Origin of the sequence: Brevibacillus sp. HB2.2 (assembly GCF_013284275.1) — a bacterium.
GTDB classification, from domain to species: Bacteria; Bacillota; Bacilli; order Brevibacillales; family Brevibacillaceae; genus Brevibacillus; species Brevibacillus brevis_D.
Window position 1 is genome coordinate 87,991 of sequence record NZ_JABSUV010000002.1, and the last position, 18,105, is coordinate 106,095.

21 protein-coding genes are annotated in these 18,105 nt (G+C 47.5%); all 21 read left to right on the top strand.

Going from position 1 to position 18,105, the window contains the following annotated elements; translation table 11 throughout:
- Positions 1-34 precede the first annotated feature (34 nt).
- Positions 35-1,219: a D-alanyl-D-alanine carboxypeptidase family protein gene (locus HP401_RS01675; RefSeq protein WP_173603842.1), complete on the top strand. Its 1,185-nt coding sequence runs from the start codon at positions 35-37 to the stop codon at positions 1,217-1,219.
- Between the two features lie 147 nt (positions 1,220-1,366).
- On the top strand, positions 1,367-1,717 hold the full coding sequence (gene spoIIAA / locus HP401_RS01680) for an anti-sigma F factor antagonist (RefSeq protein WP_007724108.1): 351 nt from the start codon (positions 1,367-1,369) through the stop codon (positions 1,715-1,717).
- A complete protein-coding gene (gene spoIIAB / locus HP401_RS01685) occupies positions 1,717-2,166 on the top strand; it encodes an anti-sigma F factor (protein ID WP_007724107.1) in 450 nt (149 codons plus the stop codon). The genes spoIIAA and spoIIAB overlap by 1 nt, the downstream gene beginning before the upstream one ends.
- 11 nt (positions 2,167-2,177) lie before the next feature.
- Positions 2,178-2,933 carry an RNA polymerase sporulation sigma factor SigF gene (sigF, locus tag HP401_RS01690; protein ID WP_005827375.1) on the top strand — a complete coding sequence of 252 codons (756 nt, stop codon included), beginning with the start codon at positions 2,178-2,180 and terminating at the stop codon, positions 2,931-2,933.
- Positions 2,934-3,126: 193 nt separating this feature from the next.
- On the top strand, positions 3,127-3,741 hold the full coding sequence (locus tag HP401_RS01695) for a stage V sporulation protein AA (RefSeq protein ID WP_173603843.1): 615 nt from the start codon (positions 3,127-3,129) through the stop codon (positions 3,739-3,741).
- Positions 3,738-4,157, top strand: a complete 420-nt coding sequence (locus HP401_RS01700) for a stage V sporulation protein AB (protein WP_012686088.1) — start codon at positions 3,738-3,740, stop codon at positions 4,155-4,157. The genes HP401_RS01695 and HP401_RS01700 overlap by 4 nt, the downstream gene beginning before the upstream one ends.
- A gap of 81 nt (positions 4,158-4,238) precedes the next feature.
- Entirely contained in the window at positions 4,239-4,724 is a 486-nt protein-coding gene (spoVAC, locus tag HP401_RS01705) for a stage V sporulation protein AC (RefSeq protein ID WP_041749384.1), read from the top strand.
- 13 nt (positions 4,725-4,737) lie between these two features.
- A complete protein-coding gene (gene spoVAD / locus HP401_RS01710; RefSeq protein ID WP_173603844.1) occupies positions 4,738-5,763 on the top strand; it encodes a stage V sporulation protein AD in 1,026 nt (341 codons plus the stop codon).
- On the top strand, positions 5,763-6,113 hold the full coding sequence (gene spoVAE / locus HP401_RS01715) for a stage V sporulation protein AE (RefSeq protein ID WP_007724093.1): 351 nt from the start codon (positions 5,763-5,765) through the stop codon (positions 6,111-6,113). The genes spoVAD and spoVAE overlap by 1 nt, the downstream gene beginning before the upstream one ends.
- Before the next feature lie 29 nt (positions 6,114-6,142).
- Entirely contained in the window at positions 6,143-6,727 is a 585-nt protein-coding gene (gene spoVAEA / locus HP401_RS01720; RefSeq protein WP_173603845.1) for a stage V sporulation protein SpoVABEA, read from the top strand.
- Positions 6,711-8,180: a spore germination protein gene (locus tag HP401_RS01725; protein ID WP_173603846.1), complete on the top strand. Its 1,470-nt coding sequence runs from the start codon at positions 6,711-6,713 to the stop codon at positions 8,178-8,180. Before spoVAEA ends, HP401_RS01725 begins: the two co-directional genes overlap by 17 nt.
- Before the next feature lie 179 nt (positions 8,181-8,359).
- Complete coding sequence (lysA, locus tag HP401_RS01730; protein ID WP_173603847.1) at positions 8,360-9,682, top strand: diaminopimelate decarboxylase; 1,323 nt, start codon at positions 8,360-8,362, stop codon at positions 9,680-9,682.
- A gap of 124 nt (positions 9,683-9,806) precedes the next feature.
- Positions 9,807-12,080, top strand: coding sequence for a GGDEF domain-containing protein (locus HP401_RS01735; RefSeq protein WP_173603848.1), 2,274 nt, complete (start codon positions 9,807-9,809; stop codon positions 12,078-12,080).
- A 67-nt stretch (positions 12,081-12,147) separates the two neighbouring features.
- Positions 12,148-12,579 carry a peptidylprolyl isomerase gene (locus HP401_RS01740; protein WP_017248063.1) on the top strand — a complete coding sequence of 144 codons (432 nt, stop codon included), beginning with the start codon at positions 12,148-12,150 and terminating at the stop codon, positions 12,577-12,579.
- Positions 12,580-12,764: 185 nt separating this feature from the next.
- Positions 12,765-13,433: a site-2 protease family protein gene (locus HP401_RS01745; protein WP_064199941.1), complete on the top strand. Its 669-nt coding sequence runs from the start codon at positions 12,765-12,767 to the stop codon at positions 13,431-13,433.
- 19 nt (positions 13,434-13,452) lie between these two features.
- Positions 13,453-14,217, top strand: coding sequence for a segregation/condensation protein A (locus tag HP401_RS01750; protein ID WP_142496195.1), 765 nt, complete (start codon positions 13,453-13,455; stop codon positions 14,215-14,217).
- Complete coding sequence (gene scpB / locus HP401_RS01755) at positions 14,207-14,791, top strand: SMC-Scp complex subunit ScpB (RefSeq protein WP_173603849.1); 585 nt, start codon at positions 14,207-14,209, stop codon at positions 14,789-14,791. The genes HP401_RS01750 and scpB overlap by 11 nt, the downstream gene beginning before the upstream one ends.
- Positions 14,792-14,934: 143 nt before the next feature.
- Positions 14,935-16,104, top strand: coding sequence for a D-alanyl-D-alanine carboxypeptidase family protein (locus HP401_RS01760; protein WP_173603850.1), 1,170 nt, complete (start codon positions 14,935-14,937; stop codon positions 16,102-16,104).
- Positions 16,097-16,687 carry a nucleoside recognition domain-containing protein gene (locus HP401_RS01765; protein ID WP_012686100.1) on the top strand — a complete coding sequence of 197 codons (591 nt, stop codon included), beginning with the start codon at positions 16,097-16,099 and terminating at the stop codon, positions 16,685-16,687. Before HP401_RS01760 ends, HP401_RS01765 begins: the two co-directional genes overlap by 8 nt.
- A gap of 11 nt (positions 16,688-16,698) precedes the next feature.
- Positions 16,699-17,232, top strand: coding sequence for a spore maturation protein (locus HP401_RS01770; RefSeq protein ID WP_007724050.1), 534 nt, complete (start codon positions 16,699-16,701; stop codon positions 17,230-17,232).
- 114 nt (positions 17,233-17,346) lie between these two features.
- Complete coding sequence (locus tag HP401_RS01775) at positions 17,347-18,096, top strand: pseudouridine synthase (RefSeq protein WP_173603851.1); 750 nt, start codon at positions 17,347-17,349, stop codon at positions 18,094-18,096.
- Positions 18,097-18,105: the final 9 nt, after the last annotated feature.

The following is an 18,105-nucleotide window of genomic DNA, read 5'->3' on the forward strand; positions in this document are numbered from 1 at the left end:
AGAATAAAACCATGAATGGAGGGAAGAGACTGCTATGAAACGGAATGGATACCTCGCTCTATGCTTCCTTATGTGCTTTACCATCTTTTCTCCGATGGCGATTGCCAGAGAAAAGGCTGGACAGCAAAAGAGTGACAATCATTTTGCCCCACAAGCTTCATCCGCAGTGATGATCGAAGCAGATACGGGAACAGTCTTGTATGAAAAGAACGCCAATGAAAAAATGCCACCCGCCAGTATCACCAAAGTAATGACCATGCTTTTGATCATGGAAGCGGTGGAGCGGGGAGAACTTAAGCTTACCGATAAGGTTCGAACAAGTGAAAGAGCAGCATCGATGGGCGGGTCGCAAATCTTTCTACAGCCCGGTGAAGAAATGACGGTAGAGGACATGTTGAAAGGAATTGCGATTGCCTCAGGGAATGATGCCTCTGTAGCGATGGCTGAGCACTTGGCTGGAACGGAAGAGAGTTTTGTCACGCGAATGAATGAACGGGCACAGCAGCTCGGCATGAAAAATACGCATTTTGTCAACTCGAATGGACTTCCTGCCGCGAATCACTACTCATCGGCAGGAGACATTGCGATCATGTCACGCGAGCTCTTAAAACACGAAGGCATCACGAAGTTCACTGGTACGTACCAAGACTACTTGCGAAAAGATACAGAAAGCCCCTTCTGGCTTGTGAATACGAACAAGCTGGTGCGCTTTTATGAAGGGGTGGACGGTTTGAAAACAGGGTACACAGGCGAAGCGAAATACTGTTTAACAGCGACTGCCAAACGCCACAACATGCGTGTCATTGCAGTCGTTTTGGGTGAGCCTGATGTAAAAACACGCAACAATGAAGTATCGACCATGTTCAATTACGCATTCACGCACTTTCAGGTGACGCCGATGTACAAAAAGGGAGAACCTGTGCGCACACTCGTAGTAGATAAGGGTCAGAAATCGCAAATCAATGCGGTGACACCCCATGCAGTTAGTTTGTTGATGAAAAAAGGAGAATCGGCTGATACCTTCCAGAAGGAAATTGTCATCAAGGAAGCGGTTCACGCACCGATAGCAAAGAACCAAGTAATCGGCCACATTTTCATCCGTACAAAAGATGGCAAGGAAGTAAATCGAATCGATCTGTTCCCGGAAGATCAGGTAGATAAAGCCAACATGTGGGAGATTCTCAAGCGAACCACCAAGAGCATTTTGATTAGCTACTAACAGACAGCATGAGCGCGAAAAGAATCGAGTTGCCCCGAATGGAATGGCGCGGCTGCTCGATTTTTTTGTTCTTTTGTCGGCTGGCAGGAATTGGTTTCGCCGAGGAAGAAAGAGAGTTTCTATCAAGGGAGAAGGAGTGTGGCAGCTATGAGTTTACGAGTTGCGATGGAGACACGGCAGGACGTGCTTGTGATCCGTTTGCAGGGTGAGCTTGATCATCATACGGCAGAGGAGTTGCGCAAGAAGGCGGATGATCTTTTGCGTACCTCTACTATCCGTCATATTGTGCTGAGTTTAGCTGACTTGACGTTTATGGACAGCTCGGGTATCGGGGTTATTTTGGGAAGATACAAGCAGATTTCTGCCCGATCTGGAGAAATGTACGTCTGCTCGATCAATCCAACGATCTATCGAATATTTGAGATGTCCGGGTTATTCAAGGTGATCAAGTTTCGCGAAAATGAAGCGGATGCTTTGCATGTTCTGGGGGTGGCGTAATGATGGTACAGCGTAACTTTATGTCAGTGTCGTTTGCAGCATTGAGCCAAAATGAAGCATTCGCACGTGTAGCAGTTGCAGCCTTCATTTCGCAACTCGATATTACGATGGACGAGCTGGAAGAAATCAAAACCGTTATATCCGAGGCTGTTACGAATGCCATTATCCATGGTTATGACGAAAATCCAGAGGGTGTGGTACAGATCTCTGTGCGAATTCAAGAGGACAGCATTGATCTGATTGTGGAAGACAATGGACGTGGAATTGAGGATGTGGAGCAGGCCATGCAGCCACTCTATACGACGAAACCGGAGCTGGAGCGCTCTGGGATGGGCTTTACGATTATGGAGAATTTCATGGATTCTTTGGAAGTGGCAACGGTTGTGGGTAAGGGAACAACTGTCCGCCTCACCAAACGCCTGGCGTTTGCCAAAGCCTTGCAAAATTAGGGGTAGTGCCAATGGGTGCCGATATCAAAAACGCGAGTCAACCATTTCTGACCAATGACCAAGTAAAAGAGCTAATCGCCAAGAGCCAAGCTGGCGACACTGAGGCACGCGAGCTTCTCGTCAACAGCAATATTCGGCTGGTCTGGTCCGTCGTCCAGCGCTTTATCAACCGTGGATACGAAGCGGATGATTTGTTTCAGATCGGTTGTATTGGCCTATTGAAGGCCGTAGACAAGTTTGATCTCTCCTATGATGTTCGATTCTCAACCTATGCTGTGCCGATGATTATCGGGGAAATTCAACGCTTCTTACGCGATGACGGTACAGTCAAGGTAAGTCGATCACTCAAAGAAACAGCCAATAAGGTACGACGCACAAAGGATGAGCTGTACAAGCAATTCGGTCGCGCACCCACGATTGCTGAGGTTGCGGACGCGGTGGGGATTACACCAGAAGAAGTCGTGTTTGCCCAAGAGGCAAATCGGGCACCTTCTTCCATCCATGAAACGGTTTTTGAAAATGATGGGGACCCCATTACACTGATCGATCAGATTGCAGATGAAGGGGTCAACAAATGGTTTGAAAAGATTGCGCTCAAGGATGCGATTAGTCGATTGAGCGAGCGAGAACAACTCATTGTCTACCTGCGCTACTACAAAGATCAGACGCAGTCGGAAGTAGCGGAGAGACTGGGAATCTCGCAAGTACAGGTATCGCGCCTCGAGAAGCGCATTTTGCAAACGATCAAAGACCAAATTGAGCACTAACAGATCCAAACACTCCAGTCACTACGTGGCTGGGGTGTTTTGTTTTGTGTATAACGACTCGACGCTTTTCATTAAACAGAAGGTGACCACCTGCAGTCAGCAAATAAACGGTCATTTCCGTTTATCTGCATGGGTTTTGTGCCTCGGCACATACTAGCGAATAATCAGGTATGTGATGGAAGGGGAAGGTACCATGAAAGACGCGTTGTTTCTGCGCCTGAGAAAGCGATTGGCGGTAAAGCCACAAGCCATGATTACGCTTGGGGACATTTGCCAGCTTTACTGGGATGGAGAGCGCGAGGAAGCGTTAAAGCGGATGCCCATTTACCAGGCAAAGCCAAAAGATGGCAATTTGATCATCATCGATATCATGCAGGTGATTAAAAGGCTGCGTTCAGTCTATCCCGACGTGGAACTGGACGTCCAGGGTGCTCCCCAAATCATTGTGGAGGTGCTTAGTCCACGAAAGAAAGCAAACCCGATTTTGGTGGGGATGGTGTGGCTTCTGCTGTTCATTGGCTCAGGATTGGCGATCATGAATTTCCATACCGATGTCAGTATGATGCAGGTTCACGAACGAATCTACTATTTGATTACAGGTGAAAAAAGTCATCAGCCCTTGTGGATGCAAATTCCATATTCAATCGGAATCGGCTTGGGGATGATTCTGTTTTTCAATCATATCTTCCAGAAAAAAATCAACGAAGAACCTAGTCCGCTAGAAGTTGAATTGTTTATGTATCAGCAAAGCCTGGATCAATACTACATACAAAATGAAAACAAGGAAAACCAACGGACGAAGAAATGAGCGTCATCAAGTGCTTGTTGCTTATTTTGATCGGGCTGGGTGGAGGACTTGCAGTAGGGAGCGGGCTGGTCGCGTTTATTACCGTTCTGGACATCATTCCTAGGTTGACACAATTAACGAATGCTCAACGATATATCCGCTCGCTGGAATGGGCTTTGGTGGCAGGAGCGCTTTTTTTTACGTTTATTGATTTTTTTCATTGGGGAGCTCATTTGCCGGTGATTGTTTCTTCGATTTACGGGATATTTGCAGGGATATTTGTGGGGACACTCGCCGCAGGCCTAACGGAGGTACTGAATGTCTTCCCGATATTAGCGAAGCGAATCCACATGGATGGCAGTCTTCTCTTTCTGTTGATGGCCGTCGTTTTGGGAAAAGTGACGGGTTCCTTACTACAATGGCTGCTCCATCTGTGAAATGGTAAATACCACTATTCATAGGCATCTTTAGAAAAAGGAAGGATATAGGAAGAAAGCATACACAGGGAGTGAAAGGGCATGGCAACCAAAACAAAATCCAAAAATTCCGGATCGATGCAGATGACCAAACAACTGTATCAACAGCAGGCTTCGAAGTTCCAGCCCAAACGAAACGTTCTGCTGAACTCGTTTCGTGCTTTCTGGGTAGGAGGGACCATATGTTTGTTGGGTCAGGCCATTCAAAATATGTATATTACCTTCTTCGGATTTACGGAGAAAACGGCAAGCAATCCGACCGTTGCGACGCTTATCTTTCTATCCGTTTTGCTTACAGGATTAGGCGTGTATGACAATATCGGGCAGTATGCTGGAGCAGGATCAGCCGTGCCTGTTACAGGCTTTGCCAACTCGATCGCTTCTGCTGCCATCGAACATCGGAGCGAAGGGTTGGTGCTCGGCGTTGGCGGAAATATGTTTAAGCTCGCTGGTTCGGTCATTGTATTTGGAGTTGTTGCTGCTTTCATTGCGGGAATTATAAAGAGCCTGTTCAACATGCTTTTCTAAGGGAGGGCTGCGGGTGTCAAACAATCAACCAGTGAAACGAGTCAATCGGCAAACCTGGCACTTTGATCAAAATGTTCGTCTGCAAAGCTCGGCAGTTGCTGTGGGACCAAAAGAAGGCGAAGGACCACTGGCGCACTTGTTTGATAAAATTCACGACGATATGTATGCAGGCCAACAGACATGGGAAGACGCCGAACGCCAGATGATGGAGGATGCAGTCAATACCTTGTTGCAAAAGGCGGGCATCACAGGCAAGGATGTGGATCTCATTCTCGCTGGCGACCTGTTGAATCAGAACATCACGACCAACTTTACAGCAGAAAAGTTGGCGATGCCTCTACTCGGCATGTACGGAGCGTGCTCAACCTCGATGCTCACACTGGCAAATGCAGCGGCTCTGGTAAACGCAGGCTATGCAAATAAGGCGATCGCTGCTTGCAGTAGCCACAATGCCACAGCGGAGAGGCAGTATCGTTATCCCACGGAATACGGAGGACAGAAGCCCCCAAGTGCCCAGTGGACGGTGACAGGAGCAGGTGCAGGATTGGTTGGAATCGGGGGAAATGGTCCACGCATTACATATGCGACGATGGGAAAAGTAGTGGACATGGGGATTAAAGATCCGTTCGACATGGGGACGGCCATGGCTCCAGCTGCTGCATCGACGATTCAGACTCATTTTCAAGATACGGGGCGCTCCCCACAATCCTATGACTTGATAGTGACTGGCGACTTGGCTGCTGTCGGGTACCCGATTCTAAAGGAGCTCATGTTAACCGAAGGATATGACATGGATCAAGTCTACAATGATTGTGGGTTGATGATTTACTCCCCAGATCAGGATGTATTTTCAGGGGGGAGCGGTTGCGCAAGCAGTGCCGTGGTCACGTATAGCTACATTATTGATCAGCTAAACCGTGGCTTACTGAAAAATGTATTGGTTTGCGCCACGGGAGCACTTTTAAGCCCGGTAAGCACTCAGCAGGGAAATTCGATACCGTGCATCGCACATGCGGTCGCGCTTGAAGGAGGCAGCTAATGGAATACCTGATTGCTTTTGTCGTAGGGGGATTGGTTTGTGTAGTGGGTCAACTCCTTCTTGATGTTGGCAAGCTAACGCCTGCTCATGTCATGAGTACGCTGGTCGTGGCAGGAGTTTTTCTCGATTTTATCGGCGTGTATGACAAATTTATCGATTTCGCAGGCGCAGGTGCGACTGTACCGATCACGAGCTTTGGTCACTCTTTGTATCATGGAGCCATTAGCGAGGCCGAACAACATGGATTGATCGGTGTAGCAACGGGGATTTTTGAGGTTACGAGTGCGGGTATATCGGCTGCGATCGCATTCGGATTTTTTGCTTCTCTCATTTTTAAACCCAAAGGGTAAGTCTAGGCAGTAAAAGGCGGTGACCCAGCATGGACACAGTACGCCGGAAAGTCATATTGGTGACAGACGGTGATCATATTGCCCAAAAGGTTATCGAGAATGTCGCCAAACAATTTGGTGGTCGATGTATCTCACTGTCTGCCGGGAATCCGACTCCATTGCGAGGGAATCAGATGGTCGAACTGATTAAGATGACACCTTATGATCCTGTTATCGTCATGTTCGATGACAACGGAGATTACGGCAAGGGGAGAGGGGAACAAGCACTCGAATACGTGGTGAAGCATCCTGATATTGAAGTAATTGGTGCGATTGCAGTAGCCTCGAATACACAATGGGTCACAGGTGCGACGGTCGCTTATTCCGTCAATAACCAAGGACAAATTGTAGACGAAGCGGTGGACAAGGACGGGTACGCAGATGAGCAACTTCAGCATCATATTTATGGAGATACCGTAGACATTTTGAATTCGCTGCATATACCCAATGTCATCGGGATTGGAGATATAGGTAAAATGGAGGGGAGGGACAGCTTGCAAAACGGTTGTCCCATCACGAAGAGAGCGGTGCAATGGATAATGGAAAGGAGCGGCGCTCATGGCACAGGTCACTGAAAAACGTCATCCCATCTCGCCTTATCTTGAAGAGAATCAGAAGTATTTGAACGACAGACTTGGTGTCGGCAAGAGTTTTGATATTGGGGTCCATGATTTTTATGTGGGCCATACACGCATGTTGTTGTATTACATAAACGGCTTCGCGGAAAGCCTACTGATTTCACAGATCATGCGTGAGCTGAATGATGTACGTGAGCGGGATATGGCTGACAACGCTTTCGACCATTTGTTTCACAAATTCATCCCTTTCTACCAACTGAGTAAGGTAGATACGACTGACGAGTTTATGGATAAATTGCTCGTCGGTCAAGTAGGTCTGATCATTGACCGATCTTCCCAGGCCATTATCCTCGATGCCAAAATCCTGCCAAATCGCACACCGCAGGAGCCAGATACGGAGAGGATCGTACGCGGAGCGCATGACGGTTTTACAGAAGTACTCGTAACCAATACGTCTCTTACCCGCCGAAGAATACGTGACGAACGGCTCCGATTCGAAATCATGCAGATTGGGGAGCGTACCAAAACAGATGTTGCAGTTGCCTACTTGCACGATGTAGCGAATGAAGAGCTCGTCCATACGTTGAAGGAGCGTCTACAAAACATCCAGATTGACGGGATCCCGATGGCAGAAAAAACCGTCGAAGAATTTATCATCGGAAAAACGTTGAACCCTTTTCCATTAGTCCGATATACAGAACGTCCCGATGTGGCTGCTGTACATCTATTGGAAGGTCACGTACTGATTTATGTGGATACTTCGCCAAGTGTCATGATCACACCCGCCACCTATTTTCATCATGTCCAGCATGCGGAGGAATATCGGCAAACACCGGTAATCGGTGCTTATCTGCGCTGGGTTCGTTTTCTGGGAATCTTTGCATCGGTTTTTATATTACCGGTCTGGTTGCTTTTGGTCATGCACCCTTCCATGATACCGGAGCCGCTTCATTTCTTAGGGATCAAAAAGATGGGCAGCATTCCTATTTTGGCACAATTCGTGATCGCTGAGCTTGGTCTGGACTTGATGCGGATGGCCGCCATTCATACGCCTGCGCCGCTCTCGATTGCCGTAGGTTTATTGGCCGCGATTCTGGTCGGGGACGTTGCGATCAAGGTAGGACTCCTAGCACCCGAGGTTATTTTGTATTTGGCAGTGGCGGCAATCGGGATGTACTCGACTCCCAGCTATGAGCTGAGCTTGGCAAATCGACTTATTCGCTTGTTTTTGATACTTATGGTAGGCTTTTTCTCTACGCCTGGACTGATGATCGGGATTACGTTCATCCTGATTTTCTTGGCTTCCACTCGTTCACTCAATACGCCCTACTTATGGCCATTCATTCCATTCAACTACAAAGGGATGAAAGATATTGTGGTACGGCTGGCTGTGCCGAGCAAAAACAACAGGCCGAGTATCGTTCGCTCGCAAAATTCCTCTCGGCAATAATATTCTGAAAACGGATGGGATCACCCATTGTCAAACGCACAACCTTGTAGTAAATTGTAGGGAAGCCTTACGAACAATAGTTTCTGTATGGCAACTGACGCTCCTTGTTGGTTGCCTTTCTTTATAAAAAGTTGTCTATATACATCATCGGTGCGAACGAATTGGGGAGGAAACGGAACATGTACTTACACGGGACAAGTCGAGTGAATGAACAAGGAAACTTGGAAATCGGAGGCTGTGATTCGACACAGCTAGCTGCTACTTACGGAACACCTTTATATGTGTATGACGAACAACAAATTCGCACCAAATGCCGGGAATTTGTCAATGCGTTTCACAATACGGGTTTTTCGTTCCAAGTTGCTTACGCGAGCAAAGCATTTTGCACGATGGCGATGTGCAAGCTGGTTGAAGAGGAAGGTTTGTCACTCGATGTAGTATCTGGCGGCGAATTGTATACGGCCCTGCAAGCTGGATTCCCCGTAGAGCGTATCCATTTTCACGGCAACAACAAATCTTATGATGAGTTAATCATGGCGCTTGATGCCAAAATTGGCTGTTTCGTTGTGGACAACTTTTATGAGCTGCACATGTTAGCACAATTGGCCGAAGAGCGAAACGAAAAAGTCGCCATTCTCTTGCGTGTCACGCCGGGTGTAGAAGCTCATACCCATGAATACATTTCTACAGGGCAAATTGACTCCAAGTTTGGCTTTGATGTGCAAAACGGCCAGGCTCTTGAAGCGATTCAATTCTCTCACGAAAGCAATCATCTCCATTTATTGGGAGTTCATAGCCATATTGGTTCACAAATATTTGAAACAGAAGGCTTCCTCGTCGCTGTCAAACGGTTGACAGAGCTGTTGGGCGAAGCAAAAGAAAAGCTGGGATTCCTCCCAGAAGTACTGAATGTAGGAGGCGGCTTCGGTATTCGGTATGTAGAAGGCGATACACCGCAGCCAGCGGAAACGTATATCAAAGCCATTACAGATATCGTTCGCGAGGAACTCACGGCGCTTGCGATTCCTCTACCTGAGATTTGGATCGAGCCGGGTCGCAGTATTATAGGCGATGCAGGGACAACCTTGTACCGAATTGGGTCACATAAGAACATTCCCAATGTCCGGAAATATATTGCGGTCGATGGTGGGATGACAGACAATCTGCGACCAGCTTTGTACGATGCAGAATACGAAGCAGCGATTGCGAACAAAATGAATGCACCTGCCACTGAAGTTGTATCCATTGCAGGGAAGTGCTGTGAGTCAGGTGATATGCTCATCTGGGATGTGAAGCTGCCAGAAGCGCAAGCAGGCGATATTCTCGCCGTCCCAAGTACAGGTGCATACGGTTATTCGATGGCGAACAACTACAACCGGATCGCTCGTCCGGCAGTTATATTTGTAAAGGACGGAGAAGCAGAAGTAGTCGTAAGACGCGAAACGTACGCAGAAGTAGTCGGTCATGATGTTTTGCCAAAACGCGCACAGCTTCTGCGTTAAATTTCATAAAAAATGCACAAACCTTCCTGATTGTTTGGGAAGGTTTTGTATTTCCTTCATCTCTCATTCATGATTGCTTAATGTTTTCTCGGCATAATGGAAGGGTGAGGGGGAGCGATTCATCATGTTGTCGACTCTTATGAAGCGGTTTCGACGAATACCCTACATTTCATTGGACAAACGCCAATGGATGAAGGCGATGATTCGGCAAGAAGTGGAGAGAGAGAAGAAAGTCGTCATGTTTTATTTAGATATCGTCAAGCTGACAGAGGTAGAGAATCGCTACGGAGATACAAGTGCCAAGAGAGTTCTTCATATATTCGAAAGCATTTTGCCTGCTGTGGCTCGCCAAGCATTTGAAATCAAAGGGAGAATCATCGCAATTCAAAAGCTGTGGGGAGACGATTTTGCCATCTACACTTCCTTTTCGAATATGATGAGTGAGGAAGACTGTCAAATGCTATCGATTCATTTTCAGGAGCTGGCTGAACGGCAGTTAAATCGACAAGTGAGCTTCGTTAATCGCGAGGAGCTTCGTGTCCATATCGGCTATTCGGAAATCATCGGAGAAGATATCGTGAAAGAGATGTATACCTCTGTCAAACATGCCGTATATATGGCCAAGTATGGGATTACCTCCGAAAAATATGCGCACATTAGACAATTTCACAAGCTGCTTGCAGAAGAAAACGTTCAGATGCACTTCATGCCGATCATTCATTTGCCAAATGGCGAAGCTTTGGGATGGGAAGCACTGGCGCGAGGACCAGTCAACAGTCTCTTTGCAACTCCGGCTGCCTTGTTCAATTATGCACAAGAGACAGATACTTTGTTTCGTTTGGAGCATATATGTCGCAAACGGGCATTGGAGCATATCCGCTACCTGAAGCCTCATGAAAAACTGTTCATCAATTTGGACCCACGTGCGATTGACGATCCGTTTTTGCTGCGTGGCAAAGTGCAGATGCTTTTAGCAGAGTATGAGCTGACACCACAAAACATTGTGTTTGAAATTACAGAGCGCCACGCGATTACGAATTACACTGTCTTTCGAAAAATCATCGAGGAGTACCGCAAGCAGGGCTATATGATTGCCGTAGATGATGCGGGAGCAGGGTACTCCAGCTTGGAATCAATTACAGAAATCTATCCAGACTTCATTAAGCTCGACATGTCCTTGATCCGCAATATTGATGTCGATCCGATTAAACAGGCGTTGTTGGAAACGTTTGTATCCTTTGCTGACAAGGTGAACTGCAAAATCATAGCAGAAGGGATCGAGACAGAACGTGAGCTGGAAACGCTCATGGACGTCGGTGTCATCTACGGACAGGGTTACTATTTAGGCAAGCCGGATAAAGGGATGGCGCAGCTATGTGGAAAGGCAATGAACTTTCTGCGGTTTTCGATGGAAAAGCGGATTGAGCAGGAAGCAGCATCAATACTGCCCACTCCGGCTATGACGGAAATTTTGACGAAGACAATCAGTGTTGAAAAGCATGTGAAAGTAAGACGTATCCATGAGATTTTTGAACAAAATCAGCGAATTGAAAGTGTGGTTGTGCTTGGGAACGGCATACCGGTCGGGCTTGTGATGCGGTCTTCTCTGTATAAAATTCTCGGTGGTCAATACGGAATTGCACTGTATTATGAAAGGCCCGTTTCTCAAATCATGAATACAAATCCGCTAAAAGCTAGCAAAGACGACAAGTTGGATGAGGTAGCGAAGCGGGCAATGGCCAGAGATGCGTATCATTTGTATGATGTGGTCATTATTATTGATGAAAATGGTGAGTACATCGGTATCGTTACTGTGCAAAAGCTGTTGGACAAAATGGCTTCCATCAAACTCGAGATGGCGAGCTCAGCCAATCCGCTAACAGGATTGCCGGGGAACGTACAGATTGAAAGAGAATTGAACCAACGGCTAAAACGGAATGATCATCAGGTGGTCATCTACTGTGATCTCGACCGTTTCAAATGGTTTAATGACCGCTACGGGTTTGAAGTGGGAGATCAGATCATTGTTCGAACCGCGAACTTGTTGCGGGAAGCCTCGAAATGGTACGGAAGTGGGTCTGACTTCATCGGTCATATTGGCGGAGATGATTTTATCTTGATTACGACAGCGCAATGTGCCAATGATGTTGCTTTGTTTATCATGGATGCTTTTACGCCATACTTTTCGGACATTTATGAAAAGCGCAGAATGGGGGACGGTCAGGAGCTCTCGATGTCGATGGCAGGTGTCGTCCTTTACGTAGGGAAGTACACCAGTGCGGAACAAATTGCAGAGAAGGCAGCATACGTGAAAATGGTCGCAAAAGCAAAGGCGGGGACCGTTTTTATTACCGATTGTGAGTTGCCTAGCGAAGAGCAGATCCGCATCGAGGGATAAATTGGACGCCAATCGATCTCCATGGTAGAATGGGTACGTTAACTTTACAAGGTATGGAGGTCAACATATGAAAAAGGCGCTCATCACCATGGAAAATGGTAACCAAATCGAGCTGGAGCTGTTCGATCAAGAAGCTCCGGGCACAGTTGCAAACTTTGAGAAATTGATCAACGAAGGCTTCTACAACGGTCTGTCCTTCCACCGCGTTATCCCTGGCTTCGTAGCACAAGGCGGATGCCCATACGGAACAGGTACAGGCGGTCCTGGTTACACAATCAAATGTGAAACAAAAGGAAACCCACACAAGCACCTGCGCGGTTACCTGTCCATGGCACACGCAGGAAAAGACACAGGCGGAAGCCAATTCTTCATCTTGTATGATGCTTTCCCTCATCTCGATGGCGTACATACCGTATTTGGTCGCGTCACTTCCGGTATGGAACACGTTGATGCAATCAAACAAGGCGATAAAATGGGTACAGTTAAAGTAGGCGAATAAAAGTTTCGTGAAATGAACACCGATGAGGGAAACCTTGTCGGTGTTTTTTCGTCAGGATGCATGTTAGGGCAGTTTTGAATGGGGTTGTAAGCCTATCTATCTGCTGGTATGCTAGAAGATAGACGATTTTTATAAGGGGTTGTTCAAAAAGATGACTTTTTGAACGCGCATGATTGGAGGAAGCAATGGATCTTTTTCACTTTGATTGGAAAACGGTACCGTTTCGCTTAATTGCGTTCGTTATCGCTTTCACTTTGCATGAATGGGCGCATGCCTTTGTTGCTTGGAAGTTGGGTGACAATACGGCGAAATCGGAGGGCCGCTTAACATTAAATCCAATCCCGCATATTGATCCATTTGGTTTGATTCTCATTCTGTTTGGTCCATTTGGTTGGGCGAGACCAGTGCCGATCAACCCTCTGAATTTCCGTGGGAACAAGCGATTAGGGATTGTTTACGTTTCTTTTGCAGGTCCACTCATTAACCTGATACTCGCGGTTTTGTTTTACTTGGTGTATTTCGTAGTAGTGAATTCCGGAGTGCTGGTAGGCATGCAAGAAAAAGTGGCTTACGCAATTGATTTGACACTACGCTTTTCTGTTTTGATCAATACAGCTCTTTTCATCTTCAATCTTTTGCCGATTCCGCCATTGGACGGTTACAAAATACTGCGATTTTTGTCGCCGCGGAGTTGGGATGGAAAGTTTTACAATTATGAAGTATACGGGCCGTGGATTCTCCTATTACTCATCTTTATTCCGGGGGTCAGCACAATCGTTTTTGGTATTCCCCACGGGATTGCTCTAGAATTGGTTCAACGAATTGGAAATAGTATCTTAAGCGTGTTCATCTAACGGAAACGAGGGACGACTTTTGGCTTACAGCATCAAACTTGATTCCTTTGAGGGACCACTCGATCTGTTGCTCCATCTGATCGACAAGGCTGAGGTGGACATCTACGACATACCGGTAGCGGAAATTACGGAGCAATACCTCGCGACGATTGACAAGATGCAAGAGCTCCAACTGGATGTGGCCAGTGAGTTCGTAGTCATGGCGGCTACGCTCCTCTCTATTAAAAGCAAGATGCTGTTACCGAAAAAGGAGGAGCATGTCTTTCAGCAGTTCCTCGATATGGATGTCGACGAGATAGACCCGCGTGAAGAACTGGTTGCGCGTCTGTTGGAGTACAAGCGATATAAGATGCTCGCCGAGAACCTGAGAGAAATGGAAATCGGTCGTAATCAAGTCTTTACGCGTCCCGCAGAAAATTTGTCTCCTTACGTGCGTGAAGAGGATCATACCGTAACGAATGTGACCCTCTACGATTTGATCAACGCGTTGGAAAAGCTGGTAAAGAAAACGAAAGAAAAAGAACCGATGACCACGGTGTCGCGCGACGAAATCTCGATCAAGGATCGGATGACCGAGATACGCCAAGCGGTACGCAGCGGTGGGATGGTTCGTTTTTCTGAGTTGTTTACGCAAGGTGCGACGCGTACAGAAATTGTGACGACCTTTCTCGCCTTGCTTGAGCTCATGAAGGCCAAGCACATTACGTGTGTACAAAATCAATTGTTTCAAGACATCATCATATGTGAAAACGGAATGGAAGGAGCCCATACTGATGGACTATGACAAGCTAAAAGGCGTAATCGAGGGCTTGCTGTTCATCTCGGGTGATGAAGGAATCGATGCCAAAGAAATCAGTGAAATTACTGAGGTGTCGGAAGAAGAGGTCATCGATTTGATCGAAGACATGAAAGCTGACTTCCGCCGGGCAGGACGCGGTATTCAAATCGTGGAAGTGGCAAAAGCGTATCAGCTGACCACGCTGCCCGAGCATGTACCCTATTTTGAACGGCTAGCAACATCGCCAGGTCAGTCAACGCTATCCCAAGCAGCATTGGAGACTCTCGCCATTGTTGCGTACAAGCAGCCACTGACCCGTTCGGAGATTGAAGAAATCCGTGGCGTTAAATGTGAAAAAGCACTGAACACCCTCTTATCCAAACAACTCATTCGCGAAGCGGGGAGAGCAGAGGGGATCGGACGCCCCATTTTGTACGCGACTACCAAAGAATTTTTGGAGCATTTTGGTCTACGGGAACTGGAGGATTTGCCAGAACCGCCTGTCAATCTTGACATTGAAGAAGCGCGTCTAGAAGCATCAGCGCTATTCGGAAAAGCAGAAGAAGCGACAAACGACTAGTTACAGCCCGGACAGTTTTTCGTACTATCATACGACTCGTCCCCATATACTATGGTACAAACCTGTGTATCGTGGTATAACGACGGCTTTTCTCTTGACTTATAGTCAAGGTTGAGCCAAGTTTTCAAATGGGGAGGACGTTTATGAACATACGAAAATATCTGTCCGGCGTACTCGTCGTTTTTCTTTTTATACAGATGGCTCTTGCGCCGGCAGCAGTGGTAAAGGCTGCTGCAGCTCCACCTAGCTTGTCAGCAGAAGGGGCAGCACTAATCGATGTCGAGAGTGGACGGATTCTTTATTCCAAAAACGGTACGAAAAAAATGAGGATTGCGAGTTTGACCAAAACGATGACAGCGATCGTAGCAATCGAGATGGGCAAATTGGATGCACAGGTAACGGTACCACCACAAGCAGTAGGGGTGGAAGGGTCATCGATCTACTTGAAAAATGGGGAGAAGCTCACGCTGGAAGAACTGCTGTACGGTTTGATGCTGCGATCTGGCAATGACGCGGCTGTCACCATCGCAACGCACATCGGAGGATCAGTCCCCGGATTCACTTACTTGATGAATGAAAAGGCGGCCATGATTGGAATGGAGCATACGAATTTCACCAATCCACATGGTTTAGATGACAGTAACCAGCATTACTCTACTCCGGAAGACATGGCAAAGCTGTCCGCCTACGCCTTACATAATCCGGTATTTCGTCAAATCGTCTCAACGAAAGTCAAGGATATTTCATGGGAAGGCGAACAGTGGGACCGGCGCCTGCTGAACAAAAACAAGATGCTTCACCTCTACAATGGTGCTGATGGTGTGAAAACGGGATACACAAAGCTCGCGAAGCGCTGCCTGGCTTCCTCTGCCACACGGAATGGAAGGCAGTTGGCGACGATTACTCTAAATGCTTCTGATGACTGGAACGACTCGGCCAAGCTGATGGACTGGGGTTTTGCGAATTATCCGCTACAAGAACTGGTCAAAAATGGGCAGGAGGTAAAGCCTGACACGCCAGTCACACTTGAAGCAGGAACTCATCTTGTCACAACAAACGCTTTTCAGTATCCACTGCAAACGGCAGAGATAGAGGCGATTCACAAGCGTGTCGTTATGGGAGAATCAACGGTAACATCAAAAATGAATGGTCAACTAGCGGGATTTCTTCAACTTTATTTAAAGGAAAAGAGGATTGGGCAGGTTCCGTTGCTGGTTCATGTGGATACGCCGACGTTAGCAGCTCCGCAAGCTTCACGCTCAATGTGGGAGCAGTTTTGGGGAATAGTGTCAGGGGGGCTGTGGAGTGCTTAATGTCATATGGCTCGGGCTCATTGTCATTAGCATTGTCGTTGCGGCCGTGACAGGGCGGATGGAAGCGATCAACGCAGCAGCGTTTGAGGGAGCCAAGACGGGCGTTACGGTTTGTCTCGGACTACTCAGTGTTCTCGCCTTTTGGATGGGAATGATGCGGATTGCTGAAAAGTCAGGACTCCTTGAGCTATTGGCGCGGGTGTTGTCTCCGATCATCCAAGTCCTTTTTCCCGATGTACCAAAAGGGCATCCTGCCATGGGCTATATCCTCTCAAATATGAGCGCAAACCTGCTCGGGCTTGGAAATGCAGCAACTCCAATGGGGCTAAAAGCAATGGAAGAGCTTCAAAAGCTGAATCCAGATAAGCAAAACGCTTCGCCTGCCATGTGTACGCTGCTGGCGATTAATACGGCAAGCATTACGATTATTCCTACGACGATGATCGCGATCCGCATGCAGTATGGGTCCGTGAACCCCGTAGAAATCGTCGGTACTACGCTGTTATCTTCCTTTGCTGCCACCATTGTCGCCCTGTTGATTGATCGGATGTATCGTTATCGGCATATACGAAGACACAGATAGGGGGAGTCCTTATGTACCAATGGGTATCCCTGCTCTCTCTTTGGGCCATTCCCGTTACGATTGCCTTTGTCTTGTTGTATGGGTGGCGGAAACAAGTCCCCGTCTACGAGACGTTTGTAGATGGAGCAAAAGGCGGCTTAACCACTACGATTCGCATACTCCCGCACCTGATCGCCATGATGGTCGCGGTGAGTATGTTTCGGGAGTCAGGAGCATTGGATCTACTGCTTCGCGCCCTTAAGCCGCTTCTTGACCTGCTGCATTTTCCGGAAGAACTGGTCCCGTTGGCGTTGCTTCGTCCGTTGACGGGTACAGGCTCACTTGCGATTGCAACAGATCTGATCGCGCAGTACGGTCCCGATTCTTTTTTGGGTAGACTGGCCGCTACTATGCAAGGGAGTACAGATACGACACTGTACGTCTTAACCGTTTATTTTGGCGCAGTTGGCATTCGTAATTCTGCGTATGCACTAAAGGTAGGCTTGTGGTCGGACCTGGCAGGTGTCATCTTCTCGCTGCTCATTGTCTCCTACATTTTCGCTTAAAAGAGCTCAAATAGAGTAGGCATAGAAAACTTCCTCTTCGTTATGGGGAAGTTTTTCCCTTTTTCTTGTCCACACTAGTAAGAATGGGTATGATGTTGTAGAGGTGAACCAACGATGGAACGTTTACAGAAAGTATTGGCGCATGCTGGAGTCGCCTCTCGTCGCCATTGTGAAGAATTGATTGCGCAAGGCAAGGTGCAGGTAAATGGCCAAGTTGTACGAGAGCAAGGAATAAAAGTCGATCCGCTCAAAGACAAAATTGTGGTGAATGGACAGCAGATTAAGCTGGAGCAACATGTTTATCTCTTGCTGTACAAGCCTACGGGTGTCATTACGAGCGTCACAGACCCGCAAGGCAGAAGGGTAGTGATCGATCTGTTGAAGGGAATTCAAGAACGGGTATATCCAGTAGGTCGCTTGGATTACGATACTTCCGGCTTGTTGCTCTTGACGAACGACGGGGAGCTCGCCAACAGGCTGGCCCATCCAAGCTATGAAATCGATAAAGTGTATCGGGCATGGGTAAAGGGAATCCCCAGTCCGGAAAAAGTGCGCAAGCTGGCAACCGGCATTCGTTTGGAAGACGGCATGACTTCCCCCGGTCAGTCAAAATTGTTAAAGGCAGAGTCTAGCAGCCAGCGGGCATTGGTAGAACTGACCATACATGAAGGACGAAACCGCCAAGTTCGCAGAATGTGTGAGGCGATCGGTCATCCGGTGTTAACATTGGAGCGAATCCGTTTAGGGTTTCTCACATTAGATGGACTAAAGCCGGGCGAATTTCGCAAGCTCACTCATGAGGAAGTGGAGAGCTTGAAGCGGGGATTGGTTCAAAAGAAACGCAGCCCGCGTTCGAAACATTGATTCGTTCAA